16 protein-coding genes are annotated in these 16,517 nt (G+C 66.4%); all 16 read right to left on the reverse strand.

The features are described 5' to 3' along the window. Positions 1-2: 2 nt before the first annotated feature. From A5759_RS21630 to A5759_RS21705, 16 genes are read right to left on the reverse strand one after another with little or no spacing between them, the layout of a single operon-like run. The gene (locus tag A5759_RS21630; RefSeq protein ID WP_068201057.1) at positions 3-1,145 is read right to left on the reverse strand and encodes a Xaa-Pro peptidase family protein; all 1,143 of its coding nucleotides are present in this window, start codon (positions 1,143-1,145) and stop codon (positions 3-5) included. Then, the gene (locus A5759_RS21635; protein ID WP_197506157.1) at positions 1,145-2,320 is read right to left on the reverse strand and encodes a Xaa-Pro peptidase family protein; all 1,176 of its coding nucleotides are present in this window, start codon (positions 2,318-2,320) and stop codon (positions 1,145-1,147) included. Before A5759_RS21635 ends, A5759_RS21630 begins: the two co-directional genes overlap by 1 nt. Before the next feature lie 59 nt (positions 2,321-2,379). Beyond that, complete coding sequence (locus tag A5759_RS21640; RefSeq protein ID WP_068201061.1) at positions 2,380-3,570, reverse strand: amidohydrolase family protein; 1,191 nt, start codon at positions 3,568-3,570, stop codon at positions 2,380-2,382. A gap of 36 nt (positions 3,571-3,606) precedes the next feature. Beyond that, positions 3,607-4,839, reverse strand: coding sequence for a cytochrome P450 (locus tag A5759_RS21645; RefSeq protein WP_068201064.1), 1,233 nt, complete (start codon positions 4,837-4,839; stop codon positions 3,607-3,609). A gap of 10 nt (positions 4,840-4,849) precedes the next feature. Beyond that, on the reverse strand, positions 4,850-5,044 hold the full coding sequence (locus tag A5759_RS21650; protein WP_068201262.1) for a ferredoxin: 195 nt from the start codon (positions 5,042-5,044) through the stop codon (positions 4,850-4,852). Next, complete coding sequence (locus tag A5759_RS21655) at positions 5,041-5,757, reverse strand: TetR family transcriptional regulator (RefSeq protein WP_068201067.1); 717 nt, start codon at positions 5,755-5,757, stop codon at positions 5,041-5,043. Before A5759_RS21655 ends, A5759_RS21650 begins: the two co-directional genes overlap by 4 nt. Beyond that, on the reverse strand, positions 5,754-6,563 hold the full coding sequence (locus A5759_RS21660; protein ID WP_068201069.1) for an SDR family NAD(P)-dependent oxidoreductase: 810 nt from the start codon (positions 6,561-6,563) through the stop codon (positions 5,754-5,756). The genes A5759_RS21655 and A5759_RS21660 overlap by 4 nt, the downstream gene beginning before the upstream one ends. Further along, the gene (locus A5759_RS21665) at positions 6,560-7,360 is read right to left on the reverse strand and encodes an alpha/beta fold hydrolase (RefSeq protein ID WP_068201264.1); all 801 of its coding nucleotides are present in this window, start codon (positions 7,358-7,360) and stop codon (positions 6,560-6,562) included. Before A5759_RS21665 ends, A5759_RS21660 begins: the two co-directional genes overlap by 4 nt. A 35-nt stretch (positions 7,361-7,395) precedes the next feature. After that, positions 7,396-7,986 carry an NADPH-dependent FMN reductase gene (locus A5759_RS21670; RefSeq protein ID WP_068201070.1) on the reverse strand — a complete coding sequence of 197 codons (591 nt, stop codon included), beginning with the start codon at positions 7,984-7,986 and terminating at the stop codon, positions 7,396-7,398. 11 nt (positions 7,987-7,997) lie between these two features. Beyond that, positions 7,998-8,993, reverse strand: coding sequence for a cyclase family protein (locus A5759_RS21675; protein WP_068201072.1), 996 nt, complete (start codon positions 8,991-8,993; stop codon positions 7,998-8,000). A 30-nt stretch (positions 8,994-9,023) separates the two neighbouring features. Continuing rightward, positions 9,024-9,842, reverse strand: a complete 819-nt coding sequence (locus A5759_RS21680; protein WP_068201074.1) for a coniferyl-alcohol dehydrogenase — start codon at positions 9,840-9,842, stop codon at positions 9,024-9,026. A 23-nt stretch (positions 9,843-9,865) separates the two neighbouring features. Continuing rightward, positions 9,866-11,206 (reverse strand): LLM class flavin-dependent oxidoreductase, encoded by a 1,341-nt coding sequence (locus A5759_RS21685; RefSeq protein WP_068201076.1) that lies wholly within the window; start codon positions 11,204-11,206, stop codon positions 9,866-9,868. Next, complete coding sequence (locus A5759_RS21690; RefSeq protein WP_068201078.1) at positions 11,203-12,975, reverse strand: FAD-binding protein; 1,773 nt, start codon at positions 12,973-12,975, stop codon at positions 11,203-11,205. Before A5759_RS21690 ends, A5759_RS21685 begins: the two co-directional genes overlap by 4 nt. After that, positions 12,968-13,888 (reverse strand): 3-carboxyethylcatechol 2,3-dioxygenase, encoded by a 921-nt coding sequence (locus A5759_RS21695; RefSeq protein WP_068201080.1) that lies wholly within the window; start codon positions 13,886-13,888, stop codon positions 12,968-12,970. Before A5759_RS21695 ends, A5759_RS21690 begins: the two co-directional genes overlap by 8 nt. Further along, the gene (locus tag A5759_RS21700) at positions 13,836-15,536 is read right to left on the reverse strand and encodes a bifunctional 3-(3-hydroxy-phenyl)propionate/3-hydroxycinnamic acid hydroxylase (RefSeq protein ID WP_068201082.1); all 1,701 of its coding nucleotides are present in this window, start codon (positions 15,534-15,536) and stop codon (positions 13,836-13,838) included. The genes A5759_RS21695 and A5759_RS21700 overlap by 53 nt, the downstream gene beginning before the upstream one ends. After that, positions 15,533-16,450, reverse strand: coding sequence for an alpha/beta fold hydrolase (locus A5759_RS21705; protein WP_231984709.1), 918 nt, complete (start codon positions 16,448-16,450; stop codon positions 15,533-15,535). Before A5759_RS21705 ends, A5759_RS21700 begins: the two co-directional genes overlap by 4 nt. Between the last annotated feature and the right edge of the window lie 67 nt (positions 16,451-16,517).

Here is a 16,517-nt window from a genome sequence, read left to right on the forward strand (position 1 = left end):
CGTCAACCGATTCCGACGCCCGCACCACTCCAAAGTGGACTGGAGGTGAGCACCTCGGGCCCGTCGGCGGTGATGTGGACGGCATCGCGGCTAAAGACCGCGCCCACGCCCTGCTGCCAGACATACCCGCTGACCGCGAGCACCATGCCGGGTTCGAAGACCTCCTCGGCGATGGTGGCCCGCAGCGCAGGGGTGACCACCGGCGAGTCGTAGCCGAGTCCGAGGCCGTGGGCGACGGGCATCGCGGGCAGGGGCTCACCGGCCGCCTCGTAGGCTGCGAGCAGGTCACTGGCGGGCTCACCCGGTCGACAGGCGTCCAACAACCTGTCCCACAGTCTGTTCCAGCGATCGTAGAGCTCAGGGACCGCGGAACCGTTCACCTCACCGACCGGCCAGGTCCGGCCGACCTCGCCGAGATATCCGTCGGCCATCGCGCCCGCCGAGAAGGCGACCAGGTCGCCGTCCTCGGTTCTCCTGTCACTACGCCCCCGTCGCCAGGGGTGGTCCTTCGCGGTCACCCATGCGCCGTCCTGCGTGGCGGGCGTGCAGACACCGCCCGCCGCCATGGCCTCCATCATCGCGCCGGTAAGCGACTGCTCGCTGACCCCGACCGCCAACTCGGCCCGGGCCGCTTCAAGTGCCGTCTCCGCGACAGTGAGCGCACCGCGCAACACGGCGATCTCATCCGGCGTCTTGATGCGGCGAGCGGCCCTCAGTGCAGGTTCGGCGTCGACGATCTCTGCGGCGGGAAACGCCATCGGCAGTAGTTGCGCGAACGTCGGTGTCAGCGAATCGGTTCCGATGCGTTTGGCGGTGGCGGCACCCGGCAGCGCCTTGAGCACCTCGACGAGCGTCATCGGGTTCCAGGCCAACCCGTACAGGTGGTCGTGGGGAATCTCGTCGGGGATGCCCTCGTCCCAGGTGCTGTTGAGGTGAATCTCCCCGGTCGACCGAACCACCTCGCAGATCGGCCCGAACGGGCGGGTGCCCGCGACCCAGAGCTGTGGAGCACCGGTCACATAGCGCACGTTGGCCTGCCGGCCCAGCACCAGGATGTCGATGTCGTTGTCTTCCATCTGCGCCAGTGCACGCTGGCGGCGGCCTTTCCGCAGATGCGCCGCGTCAGGCAGGATCTCGAGTGCCATCAAACCCTCCCGTAGGGCGTGTAGGGATAGTCGGTGATCGACTGGTACCCGTCGTCGGTGATGACCACGATCTCCTCGCTGCGATAGCCACCGGTTCCGTCTTCCCACACCACCGGTTCGAGCACCAGCAGCATGCCGGCCGGGAAGACGAAGTTGTCGTCGAACTCCTCGCCGAGATCGGTTCCGATCATCGGCATCTCGGCGGCATTGGTGCCGATTCCGTGGCCGAGGTAGAAGTGTGGCAGCCACGGCTTGGTTCCGCCGTTGGCCGCGATCGCAGCGCGCGCCAGGTCACCGCAAGTGGCGCCGGCCCTGGTGACCGACAGGACCGCCGAAAGGATCTCGCGCCACTTCTCGAACTGCGCATGCTGGCGGTCGGACGGTTCCTCGCCGACCAGCCAGGTGCGCCCGAAGTCCGAGCAGTAACCCCAATAGGTGATGCTCATGTCGGTCCACAACACGTCGCCGCGTTCGAGTTCGCGCTCGGTGGTCAACAAGGGCAGCGCGAGATCACCCGTGGTGGTCCACACCGATCCGCTGGTCTTCGTCGTGGGCATGACCTGCCAGATCGCCTCGAGCATGTTCGCCGTCGCGCCGAGTTCGAACGCGCGCCGGGCGAACGCGGCCGACAGGTCGATCTGACGCACACCGGGCGCGAGCGCCTTCTGCACATCGACCATCGCCTCTTCGGTGATGCGGCAGGCATGTCGAACGCACGCAATCTGATCCGGTGTCTTGACCAGCTTGGCGGGCCCGACGACCTGCGCGGCGTCCGACGGCGGCCCGGAGGGAAACAACGTGTCCGAGGCGCGGCGCATCGCACCGGTCAACTCGTCGACCGCGACGGCGCCGCCCGCGGGCACCAGATCGGCCAGCACCTCGGCCAACCTCTCGACATCTTCGTCGAACTCGAGATACAGCGGGCCGTGCACGTGATCTGCGGGCAGCTCGTAATCGTCCGACGACCCTTCGCGCAGCGGCATGAACAGGTGCGGGTGCGGATCGTCGGCGACCACGACGGCCACCGGGCGCTCCACGTGTGAAAGGCCCGCGTCGAGCAGCGGCCAGCTCACACCGGTCGCGTACACCACGTTTCCATTGCCGAGCAAGACCAGGGCGTCGATGCCCTTGTCGCGCATGGAATCCCGCAGCCGGGCCCCACATTCCCGGTACATACGGGCGCGGTCCGGCACGTCGGGGATCACGAAGGATGTGGATTGAGGCGCAAAGGTGGTCACGAGATCCCCAGGAAGTTTTTGATGTTGCCGCTGACGATCTTCACCGCATTCTCGGGTCCGACCGCATCGACGACCGTCTTCAGCGACTTCTCCGAGTATCCGAACGTGGATTCGTTGTGCGGGTAGTCCGACGACCACATCACGTTGTCGACACCGATCTTGTCGATCAGCTCCAGGCCGAGCGGGTCGACCATGAACGACGCGCGCATGTGGTTGTCCCAGTAGTGCCGGACAGGGTGCTCGAGTTGGTGGTTGAACATGTGCCGGTACGAGGCGAGCATGTGCTCGGCGTCCTGCAGAGCCGTTGGCACCCAGGCGATACCACCCTCGAACCACCCGATCTTCAGCGTCGGGTGGCGGTCGAGAATGCCGGAGAACACATACTTGGCGAACTGCTCTCGGAACGAGTCGACATTGACCATCATGCCCACCACGACGCTGTTGTGCTGGCACGGCGTCTTGGGTGGCGTCTCGCCGATGTGGTGACTGACCGGCACCCCGGCCGCCTCGATCTCGTCCCACACCGCATCCATGTCGGTGCTGCCGTAGTCGTAGATGTTGCCGTCGTCATCTTTCCCGGGGTTGAGCGGCAGCAGGAAGGTCTTCAGCCCCAGCGACTTCAGCTCCTCCAGCGTGCTCCTGGTGCCCTTGGGGTCCCACCAGTTGATCAGGCCGACACCATAGAAGTGGCCGTTGCTGCGCTCCTGCAGATCGGCGATGTGCTCGTTGTAGATCCGGAAGACCCGCTCGCGCAGGGCCTTGTCCGGATAGTGGAACAACGCCAGCACCGCGTTGGGGAAGGCCAGTTCCTTGTCGATGCCGTCCTCTTTGAGCTCACGGACGCGGGCCTCGATGTTGTTCGACGCCGCTCCGGCGAGGTCGTCGTACTGCATCAGCACCCGGCCGAAGTCACCCCCCGTCCAGGCCTTGCCCTTCATGCCGACCATGTAGGCGCCGTCCTCGTACCAGATGCGCGGTGCGGCGCCCTTGAGCTCCTCGGGGAAACGGTCGTAGAAGATGTCGTCGGCCACCGAGATGTGATTGTCCGCCGAGAAGATCTCGGTGCCGGCGGGCAGCCCGAAATCGCCTGTGGCGTGGCCCTTGCGGTGCTTGGGGGCGCCGAAGCCCTCGGGTGGATACAGGGCGTTGCTTGGGGGTTGGGCGGGAGAAGTAGTTGGTGCTGACATCGTTGACACTCCAATCGGGCTGAGGGATGGACCTGACTACCAGGTCACCGGAAGTTCGTAGACGCCGTAGGCGAGGCGGTCGTGTTTGAACGGCACCTCCTCGATCGGCACGGCCAGCTTCAGAGTCGGTATGCGCCGCAACAAGGTGTGGAACACGATCTGCAGTTCGGCACGGGCGAGCTGCTGGCCGACGCACTGATGCCTGCCGTATCCGAATCCGAGCTGCTGGCCCGCGTCGCGGCTGAGGTCGAGTCTGTCGGGGTCGGGATAGGCGCGCGCGTCCCAGTTCGCCGGTGCCAGGTCCAAAATGACGCCGTCGCCGGCCTTGATGGTCTCGCCACCGATCTCGATGTCCTCCAGCGCCACCCGGCGCTGGCCAGTCTGGATGATCGACAGGTAACGCATCAGCTCCTCGACCGCGTTGGCGATTACTTTGGGATCCTCGGCATTGCGCAGGAAGTCGGCCTGTTCCGGGTTCTCGAGGAGCGCCAGGATCCCGATGCCGATCATGTTGGCCGTGGTCTCATGTCCCGCGATCAGCAGGCCGGTGCCGAGCTGCGCGGCCTCCTTGACGCTGATCTCGCCGGCGTTCACCCGCTCAGCGAGGTCGGACACGGCGTCCTCGGACGGGTTGGCCTGCTTCTCCTCGACCAGGTTCACCAGATACTGGTGCAGGCTCATCGCGCCCTTCTGCATGGCGTCCGCGGCGGCGTAGCGAGCCAGCCCGGCGTTCGCATGCTCCTGGAAGAACTCGTGGTCTTCATAAGGGACGCCGAGCATTTCGCTGATCACCACGGTGGGAACGGGTAACGCCAGCTTCGAGACCAGTTCGGCGGGCTGGGGGCCGGCAAGGATCGCTTCGATGCACTCGTCGGTGATCTTCTGGATCGCAGGGCGCAGGCCCTCGACGCGGCGGAACGTGAACGGCTTGGACAGCATCCGGCGGAAGCGGGTGTGTTCCTCGGCGTCGGAGGTGAACACCGAGCGTGGCCGCTTGTGGACGGTGGCGAGCATGTGCTCGTTCCAATGCGGGAAGCCGTCGATCCGATCGTCGACGCTGATTCGGGAGTCGGTGAACAGCGCGCGGGCCTCCTCGTAGCCGGTGATCAGCCAGGGCGTGCTGCCATTCCAGATCTTTACGCGGAACAGACCTTTGGGATGGTCGAGCATCTGCGGTGGCGGGGCGAACGGGCAGCGCGGGTCGCGTTCCATCGGGTATTCGGGGATATCCGCGGACACGTCGGGGGTTCCGGTCAAGGTTTCAGACATATGGTCGTTCTCATTCCTCGATGTGGATGGCGAGTGCGGGGCAGGCCGCCGCCGCCTTGCGGGCGTCGTCGGCCTGGTCACCCGCCGGGCTGTCGTTCAGCAGGACCACGACACCGTCGTCGTCGCGCTGGTCGAAGATGTCGCTCGCGTTGAGCACGCACTGACCCGATGACACACACTTGTCTTGGTCGACAGTCAGTTTCATGATGCCGGGCGCTCCGTGATCGGGGCCTGCCACAGCCCCACGATCGCGTCGATGAGCCCGGACGCCGCGGAACTCCAGGTCGTCCGCGGCATGTCGGTCCCCTCGGCGAAGGCACGTTCGAAATCGGCGCAGGTGTGCATCATCAGGTTGCGAGCCATGATGTTTCGCTCGGTGACCACCGCAGGCGGCAGGTCCGGCAGGCAGCGGGTGATCCCGTCGACGACGCGTTGCACCGACGGCGACTCGAGAGCACCCTTGACCACGATCTTGTGGTACCCGGGGTCGGCCAGCGCCTGCGCGGCGAAGCGCGCGTACCACGTCGGGGTCCCGATCTGGGCCAGGTGTTCGGTGAGTGAGCGAACCAGGCAGGCGACCCAGTCGCGAAGATCGGTCGAATCGCCGATCTCGGCGACCATCCGCGACAGCAGACGCTCGGTGGAGACGCGGTGCTTCTGCTCGATGGCCCGCACCAGGTCGGCCTTCGTGCCGAAGTGGTAGCCGACCGCGGCGTTGTTGCCCTGACCCGCGGCCTCACTGACCTGACGGTTCGATACCGCATAGACACCGTGCTCGGCGAACAGCCGCTCGGCGGCGGCCAGGATCGCTTCGCGCGTGGTGCTGGCCCGTTCGGTGCGCACGCTTCTGGCAGTGGTCACCGTCACAGTCAACCGCTCCCGAGCGCTTAAGTCAAGCGACTGATTTAAAGTCGTCATGGCTTCGATTTGCGGACAATCACCTTCCCCGCACTGGTGCCGCCGTCGATGGGAAGGATGGTTCCGGTGACATACCGGGAACGGTCGCCGGCGAGGTACAGCGCGGCCTCGGCGACGTCCTCGACGGTGCCCTCCCGCTTCAACGGGCGGTCGTTGCGCATCTGTTCGCGGATCTTGGCCTCGAACGCCTCGAGGCGCTGGAGGTCCTCTCCCGTCGCCGACTTGCGCACGATCGCGGTCCGGATGTTGCCTGGGGCGAGCGCGTTGACGCGAACCTCGTAGTGGGCCAGATCGATGGCCGCAGACTTGGTGAACTGGATGACGGCGGCTTTCGACGCCCGGTACGTCATCACGCCACCGCCGGCCTGGATGCCGCCGATCGAGGTCAAGTTGATGATCGATCCGCCGCCGTGTTTCGACATGTGCCGAGCCGCGTCGCGCGTACCGGCCATGACCGCAAGGACGTTGATGGCCATCACCTGGTGGAAGTCGGCGAGGTCGTCGTCGAGGAACTTCGGGAACATCTTGCCCGACACGCCCGCGTTGTTGACCATCACGTGCAGGCCGCCGAACTCCTCGACCGCCGTGGAAACCAGTCGGGTGACCTGCTCGACCTCGGCCACATCGGTCTCGATGAAGCGGACGGAGTCACCGAGGTCGGCGACGAGTTGGGCGCCGCCCTCGCGGTCGACGTCACCGACGACCACCTTGGCGCCCTCGGCGCAGAATCGCCGCACCAACCCTTCACCGAGTCCGGAAGACCCTCCCGTGACGACCGCGACCTTGCCCTCGAGTTCGCCGGTCATGCCGCCCCTTCGTGTGAGTCGGCCAGGAAGCCGAGCAGTAGTTCATTGACCGCGTCCGGTTGTTCGATCTGCGGGCAGTGCCCGGCCGCGTCGATCACCGCGGACCGGCCGCCGCGGATCTGGCCCGCGATCTCGCCCGCCCACCCGCGGGGTAACAGTTTGTCACCGCCGCCCTCGACCACCAGTGTCGGCACGGTGATGCGCTCGTAGGCGCGGGCACTCGACGGCAGCGGTGGGGCCTCCAGGCCGGGGCGTCGAAACCGCGCCGCCGCCAGCGCTTCCCACGCACCCGGGGCGATGCTGGCTTCGTAGCGGCGCTGGACGTATTCCTCGTCGGCGGGGTAGGCGGCGCCGTAGAAGAGCGCCGTGACGATCCGGCGCATCCCCGCGAACGTAGCGTCATAGTCGTACAGCGCTGCCGAATGCTCGTTGCGCTGGATCTCGCCGCCTCCGCAGATGGTCACCAGGCTGCGGGCGGGCAGCACCGGCGCTTCGGAGGTGGCGTCGACGAACAGGTTCACGGCCCCCATCGAGTTGCCCACGAAATGCGCGGATTCCACCCCGACGACTTCACAGAACCGCGCGATGTGCCGGATCCGCATACCGCGGCCGTCGTTGAAGTCGATGACCTTCGCCGATTCGCCGAACCCGAGCATGTCGAGCGCGAGCACGCGGTAACGCGTGGCGAGCGCGGCGATGTTGTGCTCCCAGCCGATCTCGGCGCCGGCGCCGAACTCCCCACCGTGCAGCAGGACGACCGGATCGCCTTGTCCGGCTTCGAGGTAACCGGTCACCATCCCGTCGACCAGCACCGACTTGCGTTGGAGCTCGGTCACGCGGTCTCCCGGGCGGCCTTGGCGAAGAACAGCACTTGGGTGGCGAGCATGTCCAGCTGGTTCTGGGTGGCGTCGTGGATCAATTCCCCTGTCTCGTCCCAGATCTGGTCGGCGGAGTTTATCGCCACGCCCAGCGGAGTCGGCCACGCGCGCAGCGCGTGCCCGATGGAGCGCAACTGTCCGAGCGTGTTGACCGCCGCCTGCCAGCCGTAGGCGCAACTGATGCAACCCCACGGCGTGTTGTCCAGATAGACGCGCGGGTCCTCCCGCAGATCCTCGATGTAGTCGAGCGCGTTCTTGACCAATCCCGAGATCGCCCCGTGGTAACCGGGTGAGCCGACGACCACGGCGTCCGCATCGCGCAGCGCGCTGACCAGTTCGAGAGCCTGGGGTGTGCGTTCCAGCGAGTGCGGCGCATACATCGGCAAATCCAGGTCGGGTCCCGCGAACAGCCGCGTCCGCCCGCCCTGCTGCTCGACCGCCGCCAGGCAATAACGCAGGGCGCGTTCGGTCGACGAATTCGCCCGAAGGGTGCCGCCGAGTCCCACGACGAACGGTGCACCGCCGGTTCTGGTGCTTGCAGTCATATCCTCACCCACTACTTGATTGCGATCGGGCTGACGGGCGCGCCCACCGCGCCAACGACTTTCAAAGGCGGTGCGATCAACTGGAACTCGTAGACACCGTCGGCGGCGCAATCGGCCGCCAGGCCGGTGAGGTCCCAGTATTCGCCGAACATGAGGCCCATGTCGCGCAGGCAGATCATGTGCATCGGCAGGAACGTGCCCTCGACTCCGTTGGCCGGGTCGGGGTCCTCGACCATGAGGTTGTCCGCAGCGACCGCGGCGACGTCATGGTCGTGCAGCCACGATGCGCAGGTCCAGTCCAGTCCGGATCCTGGTTCGGAGCCGTCACCGGTCGACAGGAACCTCGTCCACCACCCGGTGTGTACGACCACGATGTCCCCTGGCGTGATCCTCACACCCTGGGCCTTGGCGATATCGTCGAGTTCTGCTGGTGTAACCGGGTTCCCGGGTTCGAGAAAGACGTCGGCGCCGCGGTGCCGGACCGCGTCGAGCAGCACTCCTCGGGAGGTGATGCCCTTGACGTCGACCTTCTCGATTCCCAGATGGATGGCCCCGAAGCTGGTCACCGAGTCCGCGGGAAAGCCGTTGTAGAGCTTGTCCTCGTAGTAGACGTGGGAGATGGCGTCCCACTGCGTGGCCGCCTGCAGCGGCATCACGATCATGTCGTCGTTGAAGCGAAACGGGTTGTCCACGAAGAACTCGCTGACCTGGTGAGCCACCGAGTTCCGCAGCCACTGGGGCCCGTACTGCGCCAGCGTGTTCGCGTCGCCTCCGTCCACCGTCATCACGTGGGTGGGGTTCGGGCGGAACTGGAACGCCCCCTGCGGGCCGTTCGAGCCGAAGTCGCCTCCGAGGGGGATTACCGTCCCCTTCTTCACGAGCGCGGCCGCTTCGGCCACCTTCTCGGGCGTGATGAAGTTCAGCGTGCCCAGCTCGTCGTCGTCGCCCCAGCGGCCCCAATTGCGCACGTCGTCGGCGACGCGGCGGAACTCGCTCATGCTGGCCATGGATTGCCTTTCACTGTACCGACTTTCACGTCAACGCCGCCGTACCGATCCCGCGAGGTCCGTCTCCCCCGTGGTGCCTCCGTCCACCCAGATCACCTGGCCGGTGAGATAACTGGCCGCCCTGCTGTTGAGGAAGGTCAGCACGCTGGCCTGCTCCTGCGGTTCGGCGGCCCGGCCCAGCGGCGTCCGGAAGGAATCGAGAAACTCCTGTCCGTACGCGCTGCGCAACTGGTCGAGGATCGGCGTATCGGTCACCCCGGGTGCGGTGCAGTTGATGCGAATCCCCCTGGCGCCCAACGCGCTCACCTGTGCCATGCCGTAGAGGATGATGGCCTCCTTGGACAACCGGTAACCGCCGCCGTCGGCCAGCGCCTCGGGATTGCGTCGACACCACTCGATGCCCGCCTCAACCGTGTCCGTGTCGACCAGGCCGGCGGTGACCGGCGCGTTGTCCCGGTAGGCCGACGCCGCCAGCGACGACACGTTCGCGATCGCCGATCCGGCGCGCATCCGGGGCACCAGCGCCTCGGTGAACCGCCGGGTACCCAGAAAGTTGATCGTCACGACCCGGAGCGGGTCCTTGATCCCCGACGACACCCCGGCGACGTTGAACAGCGCGTCGACCGAGTCGCCGACGGCGTCGGCCGCCCGGTCGATCGACTGTTGATCCGACAGATCGAGTTCGACGAACTCGCCGATACGCTCGGTCGGCGGTTTGATGTCGAGTCCGATCACCTCGGCGCCGAGGTCGGCGACCTGACGGGCGACGTGGGCACCGATGCCCGAGGCGCATCCGGTGACGACCACACGGCGCCCGTCGTAGCGCCACAGTTCCTCAAATCGGCCCATGGCTCATCTGCAGCCGGCGCCCGTCACTGCGCGCTCTTGGCGTCCGCTTCGGGGTTGCGGCTCGCCCACCCTTCTCCTGACTTGAGTTTGGCGGCCGCCGCCTCGATGCCGGCGTTCATCTCGTCCATCGCCAGCGACACCTCGTTGGCCGTGTAGTTCTGGCGGCCCGTGGGCAGTCCGCCGAATGCATAGCTCTCGTCAAAGACGGGTGCCTGCGACGGTCGCCGGCGCGCTTCGACCTTCTCGATGATCGGCTCGAGTCGTTTGGCCTTCTCCGCCTGCGCCTTCTCGTCGCGTTCGATGAACTCGGGCAGCACCTCCTTGCCCATCAGCTCGATGGACTCCATCGTCTCTTCGTGCCTGCGCGGGGTCAGCAGCAGGATCAATTCGTCGACACCGCTTTCCTCGTAGCCGCGCAGGAAGTTACGCACCGTGTCCGGGCTTCCGATCGGGCCGCGGTCGGGGCCATAAACGATGCTGGGGTCCTTCTCGATCTCCTCGAGGTGCCGCTTCCACACTCCGGTCCGGCCCGGTGTGTGCATACCGGTCATGTAGTAGTGCATGATGCCGAACGCGAAGAAGCCGCCGCCTTTGCCGAGCCGTTCGATCGCCTGTTCGTCGGTGGGCGCCACCATCATCGACAGGTCACCGCCGATGGCGAGGATGTTCGGGTTCATCTGCGGAGTGACCGGCGCGCCGTTCTCCTCGAACTCCTTGTAGTAGCCGTTCACCCGCTCGGTCAGCGGCCCCGGGCCCGTGTAGGCGAAACTCAGTGCGCCCAGGCCCTTCTGGGCTGCCATGGCGACCGATGCGGGCCTGGTGCACGCCACCCAGACGGGCGGATGCGGCTTCTGCAGCGGTTTGGGCACGACGTTGCGCGGGGGCATCTCGATGTGCTCTCCCTTGAAACCGGTGAACGGCTCCTCGGTCATACAGCGGATCGAAACCTCCAGCGCCTCTTCCCACATCGCGCGCTTGTCGGCGGGATCGACACCGAAACCGCCCAGTTCGCCGACCGACGACGACTCGCCGGTGCCGAACTCCACGCGCCCGTTGGAGATCAGGTCCAGTGTCGCAACCCGTTCGGCGACACGTGCGGGATGGTTGACGACCGGCGGCAGATGCATGATGCCGAAGCCCAGGCGGACGTTCTGGGTCCGCTGGCTCGCGGCGGACAGGAAGATCTCGGGCGCGGTGGAGTGGCAGTACTCCTCCAGGAAGTGGTGCTCGGTCAGCCACACCGTCGAGAAACCGGCCTTGTCGGCGAGCTCCACCTCGTCGAGGCCGTCCTGGAAAAGCTTGTGCTCGTCGTCTTCGCTCCACGGCCGCGGCAGTGGGAATTCGTAGAACAGCGAGATCTTCATTTCGTTACCTTCCGATGTGTATCGAGTGTCGAATCGGTACTAGAGCCGGTCTGAATTCCAGAGCCGGACAGCTGCTCGGCGATGTGCTTGGCCGCGACATAGCCGAAGGTCATCGCGGGGCCGATGGTGGCACCGGCGCCCGCGTAACTGCGGCCCATCACCGCGGCCGACGTGTTGCCGACGGCGTAGAGGCCCTCGATGACGTGGTCGTCGGCGCGCAGCACCCGGGCGTACTCGTCGGTGCGCAGACCTCCGGAGGTGCCCAGGTCGCCCAGGATGATCTGGAACGCGTAGTAGGGCGGTTTACCCAGCGGGTGCAGGTTCGGGTTCGGCAGCGTGGGGTCGCCGTAGTAGTTGTCGTAGGCCGAGTCGCCGCGGTTGAAGTCGTCGTCGTGACCGTTGCGCGCCAGCTCGTTGAACCGCTCGGCGGTCTGGCGCAGTTGGGCCGGCGGAACGCCGATCTTGCCCGCGAGTTCCTCGAAGCTGCTTCCCTCATGTACGACACCGGATTCCAGCCACGCCTTGGGCACCTTCCAGCCGGTCGGCACCGGCGCGAACGGAATCTTGGGGATCGGCAGGTGCCCGGCGACCACGTACCGGTGGAACGACCGGATGTCGGTGATCAGCCAGCACGGAATGTGCGTGACCCCGCTGTTGTGACCCTCGATCATCGCGTGCGCGAAGTCCATGTAGGGGGCGGCCTCGTTGATGAACCGCTTGCCCTCGCCGTTCACCACGAACTGCGACGGCATCATGCGTTCGTTGAGCATGAACTGCAACCGCCCGTCGGGCCAGCAGATCGCGGGAAACCACCAAGCCTCGTCGAGCAGATCGGTCGAGCCGCCCACCTTCTCCCCCGCCCGGATGGCATCCCCCATGGACGCCGGATTGCCGAAGCTCCAGTCCTTTTCGAGCAGCGGCAGGTGCTGGCGGCGCCACTCCATGTCGTGGTCGAATCCACCCGCGGCCAGGATCACGCCGTGCCGGGCTTCGATGCGCTGCTGACGACCGTCACGCTCCACCACCGCCCCGATCACCGCTCCGTCGACGTCGGTGATCAGTTCGCTCATCGGCGCATTGAGCCACAGCGGGACGTCGTGTTGCTTGAGCGCCAGCCGCATGCGGGCGGCCAGCGACTGGCCGATGGCCGCCATCCGGTCACCGAGAACCCGGGCTCGGAACATCCGCCAGATCAACTTGACGAGAACGGCCTTGCCGCGCCAGTTCTGGCGAACCTGGTAGAACAACCGAAGGTCCTTGGGCGCGAACCAGATTCCCTTCGGGGCCAGCGCGAGCGGCTGCAGCAGGTGCTGCTCCTCGTCGCCCAGCTTGCGCAGGTCGATGGCGGGCACGTTGATTGTGCTGCCCTGTGCCGACCCGCCCGGCAGCTCCGGGTAGTAGTCCGCGTAGCCCGGCTTCCACACGAATTCGAACCACGGGCTGCGCTTTTCGAGGAACTCCATCATCTCCGGAGCGGCATCGACGTACTGGCGCAGACGCGCGTCGCTGACCAGGCCTCCGGTGATCTGGCGTAGGTACTCAACGACACCGTCGGGATCCGGCACGTAACCCGCCTTGCGCTGCGAGGGGGCACCGGGCACCCAGATGCCGCCGCCGGACAACGCGGTGGACCCGCCGAAGTGCGTCGACTTCTCAACGATGAGGGTGTCCAGACCGAACGCGTCGGCGGCCAGCGCCGCGGTCATTCCGCCGCCACCTGACCCGACGACAAGCACGTCGACGGTGTGGTCGAACTTGTTGTCAGACATCCAGAACCGCCGTCCTGATCGCGAACCCTGCGATCAATTCCGGTGCCGCCCGGTAGAACCGCTGATCGGTGCGGTACGGGCCGTGCGCGGCAAGCGCGGCGAAAGCCGCGATCCACGTGCGTACTTCGTGTGCCGAATGGCCGGCCTCGCGCTCGATCGACTCGTTGGACCAGCCGTCCACCTCGGCGAGCCGGTTGCTGTCGATCAGCTCGAGGAAAGCCGCGTCCCACTCCGGGTTCAGCGGCTGCAACGGGCTCTCGCCGTGCGCGAACGCCTGCGCGGCCTCCATCACCGCGACCTGGCGGGCCTGCCGCTGTTCCGCTGTCATGGGCGCACCGTGCACGATCCGTTCCAGCGCGGCGGGCGGCGCGGTCGCCAACGTGGGCACCGGCGGATCGTGCGACAGCCCACCGGACCCCACGACGAGGACACGTTTGTCGAGCGTCGCGAGGAAGGTGCCGAGTGCCGCTCCGAGCGCCCGCACCCGGCGCACCGGCCCGAGCGGGGTCGCCACCGAGTTGATGAACACGGGGATCGTCGGCACCGACGTCGCATCCCCGAACAGGTTCTGCAACGGTTGGACCGTTCCGTGATCGACGTCCATGCTCGCCGAGATGGCGACGTCGATTCCCGACTCCAGAACCGCTCGGGCACAGTCGGTCGTGACGTCTTCGGGCACGTTCAACGGGCCGGCGTGTGAGCCGTAGTCACCGACGCCCTGGGCGGCCGTGCCGATGCAGAACGGCGGCATCGTCCGGTAGAAGAACCCGTTGTAGTGGTCCGGGGAGAAGATGACGACGAGTTCGGGGTCGTAGTCGGCGACGAACCGGCGTGCACCCGATATCGCCGTCTCGATGTCGTCAAGGAGATCCCGTGACGGTCCCGGAAGGTTCAGTAGCGGGCTGTGCGACATGCAGCACAGGGCCAGTGTGCCCATGAGAACCGGTGCCTCCTCCCTGGGTCAGACACAGAACGTCGAATAGAGATTCGCTCAGTTCGGCGGCGCGCTGGGCGATGCAGGCGCCGGCGATGCAGCGGTCGGGCCGCAGGAACAACACCGAGTCGGTGTAGGTGTCGAACCACGCCTTGAGCGCACCGGTCCTGTCACCGATCACCACCACATCGTCGTCGTCGTGACCCGGCCAGCGCAGCTGAGTCATCGGACGCGCCTCGATGAACTCCGCACCCAATGCCTTCCATCGGTTGAACGCGTTGTCGCCCAGGATCGCTCGCAGGTTGTTGCTCCAGCACAGCACCGCGAAACCCGGCCCGAGCACGTCGTCAAGCAACACGTTCTGCTCAGTGCGGGTGTCGACGCGCGGCTGGATGAACAACGTGCCCGTCGGCGAGACCGCCCCTGCCGCACCGGCACCCGGTGCGGAATGGAACACGGCGCCCTGTTGATAGCGCGGCATCGGCTTGAAACGCATCTCGAGGATGTAGCGCTTCAGCGAGGGAACCACGGAAGCGGCGTGAATGACCCGGTCCCGCAACGCGGCTACCCTGCGGTTGGTCGGCGATATCACGCGGCCGACCATGGTGGACAGGTCGATCATCGCGCGGGCGTGTTTGCGACGCTCGACGTCGTAGGTGTCCAGTAGGGCGTCGTCGGCCTGCCCGGTCACCACCGCGGCGAGTTTCCAGCCGAGGTTGGCCGCGTCGCGGATACCGCTGTTGTATCCCTGCCCCTGCCAGACCGGCATCAGGTGCGCGGCATCACCGGCGAGCAGCATCCGGCCCTTGCGGAATGAACCGGCGATGCGGGAGTGGTGCGTGTAGACCCGGTGCCGGATCATGTCGACCTGCTCGGGATACGGGACCCGTTGCGCCAGCATTCTTCTGACGAACGCCGGATCGTCGGCTTCTGCGTCGGTCTCGTGAGGATGGATCAGGAATTCGAAGCGGCGGATGCCGTGGGCGATTGAGATCGACACATAGGGGCGCGCCGGGTCGGCGCCCACCTCACTGTTGGGATGGCCGAGCGGGTCGTTGGCGACGTCGACCACCAGCCAGCGGGTCGAGGACGTGGTGCCGTCGAACGACACGCCCATCAGCCGGCGAGTGGCGCTGCGGCCGCCGTCGCAGCCGACCACGTAACGAGCCGTGACCGACGGCTTGTCACCGGCGAACTGCACCGTCACCGCGTCGTCGGTCTCGACGCAGGACTCCATCCGACACCCGAACCGGACGTCCACATTGTCGAATCGGTCCAGCCCGCCGAACAATTCGGCATCGACCATCGGTTGCACGAAGCCGTTGCGTTTGGGCCAGCCGAACCGGGCGTCGGGCGGCGCCATCTCGGCGAGCAGCCGTCGGTTGGCGTCGAAGAACCGCAGGATCTGGTTGGGCACAGTGTGCGGCAGCACCCGGTCGACCAGGCCGATCGACTGGAACGTGCGCAGCGCCTCGTCGTCGAGACCGACACCGCGGGGGTAGTCGATAAGCGTGTCGCGTTCCTCGACCACCAGCGCCCGGACCCGGTGCAGCCCAAGGATGTTAGCCAACGTCAGACCCGACGGGCCTGCCCCGACGATCACGACGTCGACGTCGGTCGTCGTCATAGCCGCCCCAACAGGAAGTCCAGGTGCAGCCGGTTGAACGTCTTGGGATCCTCGTACTGGGGCCAGTGACCGCATCCGGGCATCACCTCGAAGCGGGCGCCCGGGATCATCGAGGCGATGCGTCGCCCCTCGGTCACGTCGGCCGTGGGGTCGTCACTGGTCCACACCACCAGGGTCGGCGCGGTGATCGATCCGTACTCGTCGGGCCCGAGGAGGTTGCGTGCGCGGATCTCCGGGTCCTGCAGCGCCATGATGTCGCGCATCGCCGCGACGAACCCCGGCTGCCGGTACACCCGCTGCCTGCTCGCGACGATGTCGTCGTAATCCTTGGTCTTGTCGGCCATCAGCCACTTGATGCGGGCCTGCACCGTCTCCCACGTCGGGTTCTCGGCGGCGGCCATGGACAGCGTGATGATCCGCTTCATCACCTCGGGATCGGCCTGCGAGCCGCCCGCGGTGTTGAGCACCAGCCGATCCAATCGGTCGGGGTGGTCGACCGCGAATCGCGCCGCGACCCAACCACCGAGCGACTCACCGCTGATGTGGGCGCGGTCGGCCCCGACGGCGTCGAGGAACGCCATCAGATGGTCGACGTAGTGGCCGACTTCCAGCGGATGACCGGGTTTGTCGGTGTAGCCGTGGCCGAGCATGTCGATCGACCAGACCGAGAAGTGCTCGGCGTGCGCCTCCAGGTTGCGCACGTAGGCTTCCGCATGCCCACCGGAGCCGTGCAGGAAGACGAGCACCGGGTTGTCGGTGTCACCGGCATGCAGATAGCGAGTACGGGTCCCGCCGGCGTCGAGGTAGCCCTGAGCGAACGAGACGCCCTGCAGATCGCTCCAGACGCTTTCGAACTCCGCTGACGCAGAACGCTTGTCGGCCGCGGAAGCCGCCAGCGAATCCGGCTCAGACACGCTCACCCTCTCTTGACCGCGAGAATCGAATTCTCGTAATTTGTAAGCACTCTGCTCATTTATCGCA

Source organism: Mycobacterium sp. 852014-52144_SCH5372336 (genome assembly GCF_001665615.1).
Classification (GTDB): domain Bacteria; phylum Actinomycetota; class Actinomycetes; order Mycobacteriales; family Mycobacteriaceae; genus Mycobacterium; species Mycobacterium neumannii_A.

Excerpts from the sequence above, each read along its gene's own strand:
- A5759_RS21670 (WP_068201070.1), bottom strand. The coding sequence starts at position 7,986 with ATGACTGCAAGCACCAGAACCGGCGGTGCACCGTTCGTCGTGGGACTC.
- A5759_RS21685 (WP_068201076.1), bottom strand. The coding sequence starts at position 11,206 with ATGAAGATCTCGCTGTTCTACGAATTCCCACTGCCGCGGCCGTGGAGC.
- A5759_RS21695 (WP_068201080.1), bottom strand. The coding sequence starts at position 13,888 with ATGTCGCACAGCCCGCTACTGAACCTTCCGGGACCGTCACGGGATCTC.
- A5759_RS21635 (WP_197506157.1), bottom strand. The coding sequence starts at position 2,320 with ATGTACCGGGAATGTGGGGCCCGGCTGCGGGATTCCATGCGCGACAAG.
- A5759_RS21700 (WP_068201082.1), bottom strand. The coding sequence starts at position 15,536 with ATGACGACGACCGACGTCGACGTCGTGATCGTCGGGGCAGGCCCGTCG.
- A5759_RS21660 (WP_068201069.1), bottom strand. The coding sequence starts at position 6,563 with ATGACCGGCGAACTCGAGGGCAAGGTCGCGGTCGTCACGGGAGGGTCT.
- A5759_RS21640 (WP_068201061.1), bottom strand. The coding sequence starts at position 3,570 with ATGTCAGCACCAACTACTTCTCCCGCCCAACCCCCAAGCAACGCCCTG.
- A5759_RS21655 (WP_068201067.1), bottom strand. The coding sequence starts at position 5,757 with ATGACGACTTTAAATCAGTCGCTTGACTTAAGCGCTCGGGAGCGGTTG.
- A5759_RS21690 (WP_068201078.1), bottom strand. The coding sequence starts at position 12,975 with ATGTCTGACAACAAGTTCGACCACACCGTCGACGTGCTTGTCGTCGGG.
- A5759_RS21675 (WP_068201072.1), bottom strand. The coding sequence starts at position 8,993 with ATGGCCAGCATGAGCGAGTTCCGCCGCGTCGCCGACGACGTGCGCAAT.
- A5759_RS21630 (WP_068201057.1), bottom strand. The coding sequence starts at position 1,145 with ATGGCACTCGAGATCCTGCCTGACGCGGCGCATCTGCGGAAAGGCCGC.
- A5759_RS21680 (WP_068201074.1), bottom strand. The coding sequence starts at position 9,842 with ATGGGCCGATTTGAGGAACTGTGGCGCTACGACGGGCGCCGTGTGGTC.
- A5759_RS21665 (WP_068201264.1), bottom strand. The coding sequence starts at position 7,360 with ATGGTGACCGGTTACCTCGAAGCCGGACAAGGCGATCCGGTCGTCCTG.
- A5759_RS21645 (WP_068201064.1), bottom strand. The coding sequence starts at position 4,839 with ATGTCTGAAACCTTGACCGGAACCCCCGACGTGTCCGCGGATATCCCC.
- A5759_RS21650 (WP_068201262.1), bottom strand. The coding sequence starts at position 5,044 with ATGAAACTGACTGTCGACCAAGACAAGTGTGTGTCATCGGGTCAGTGC.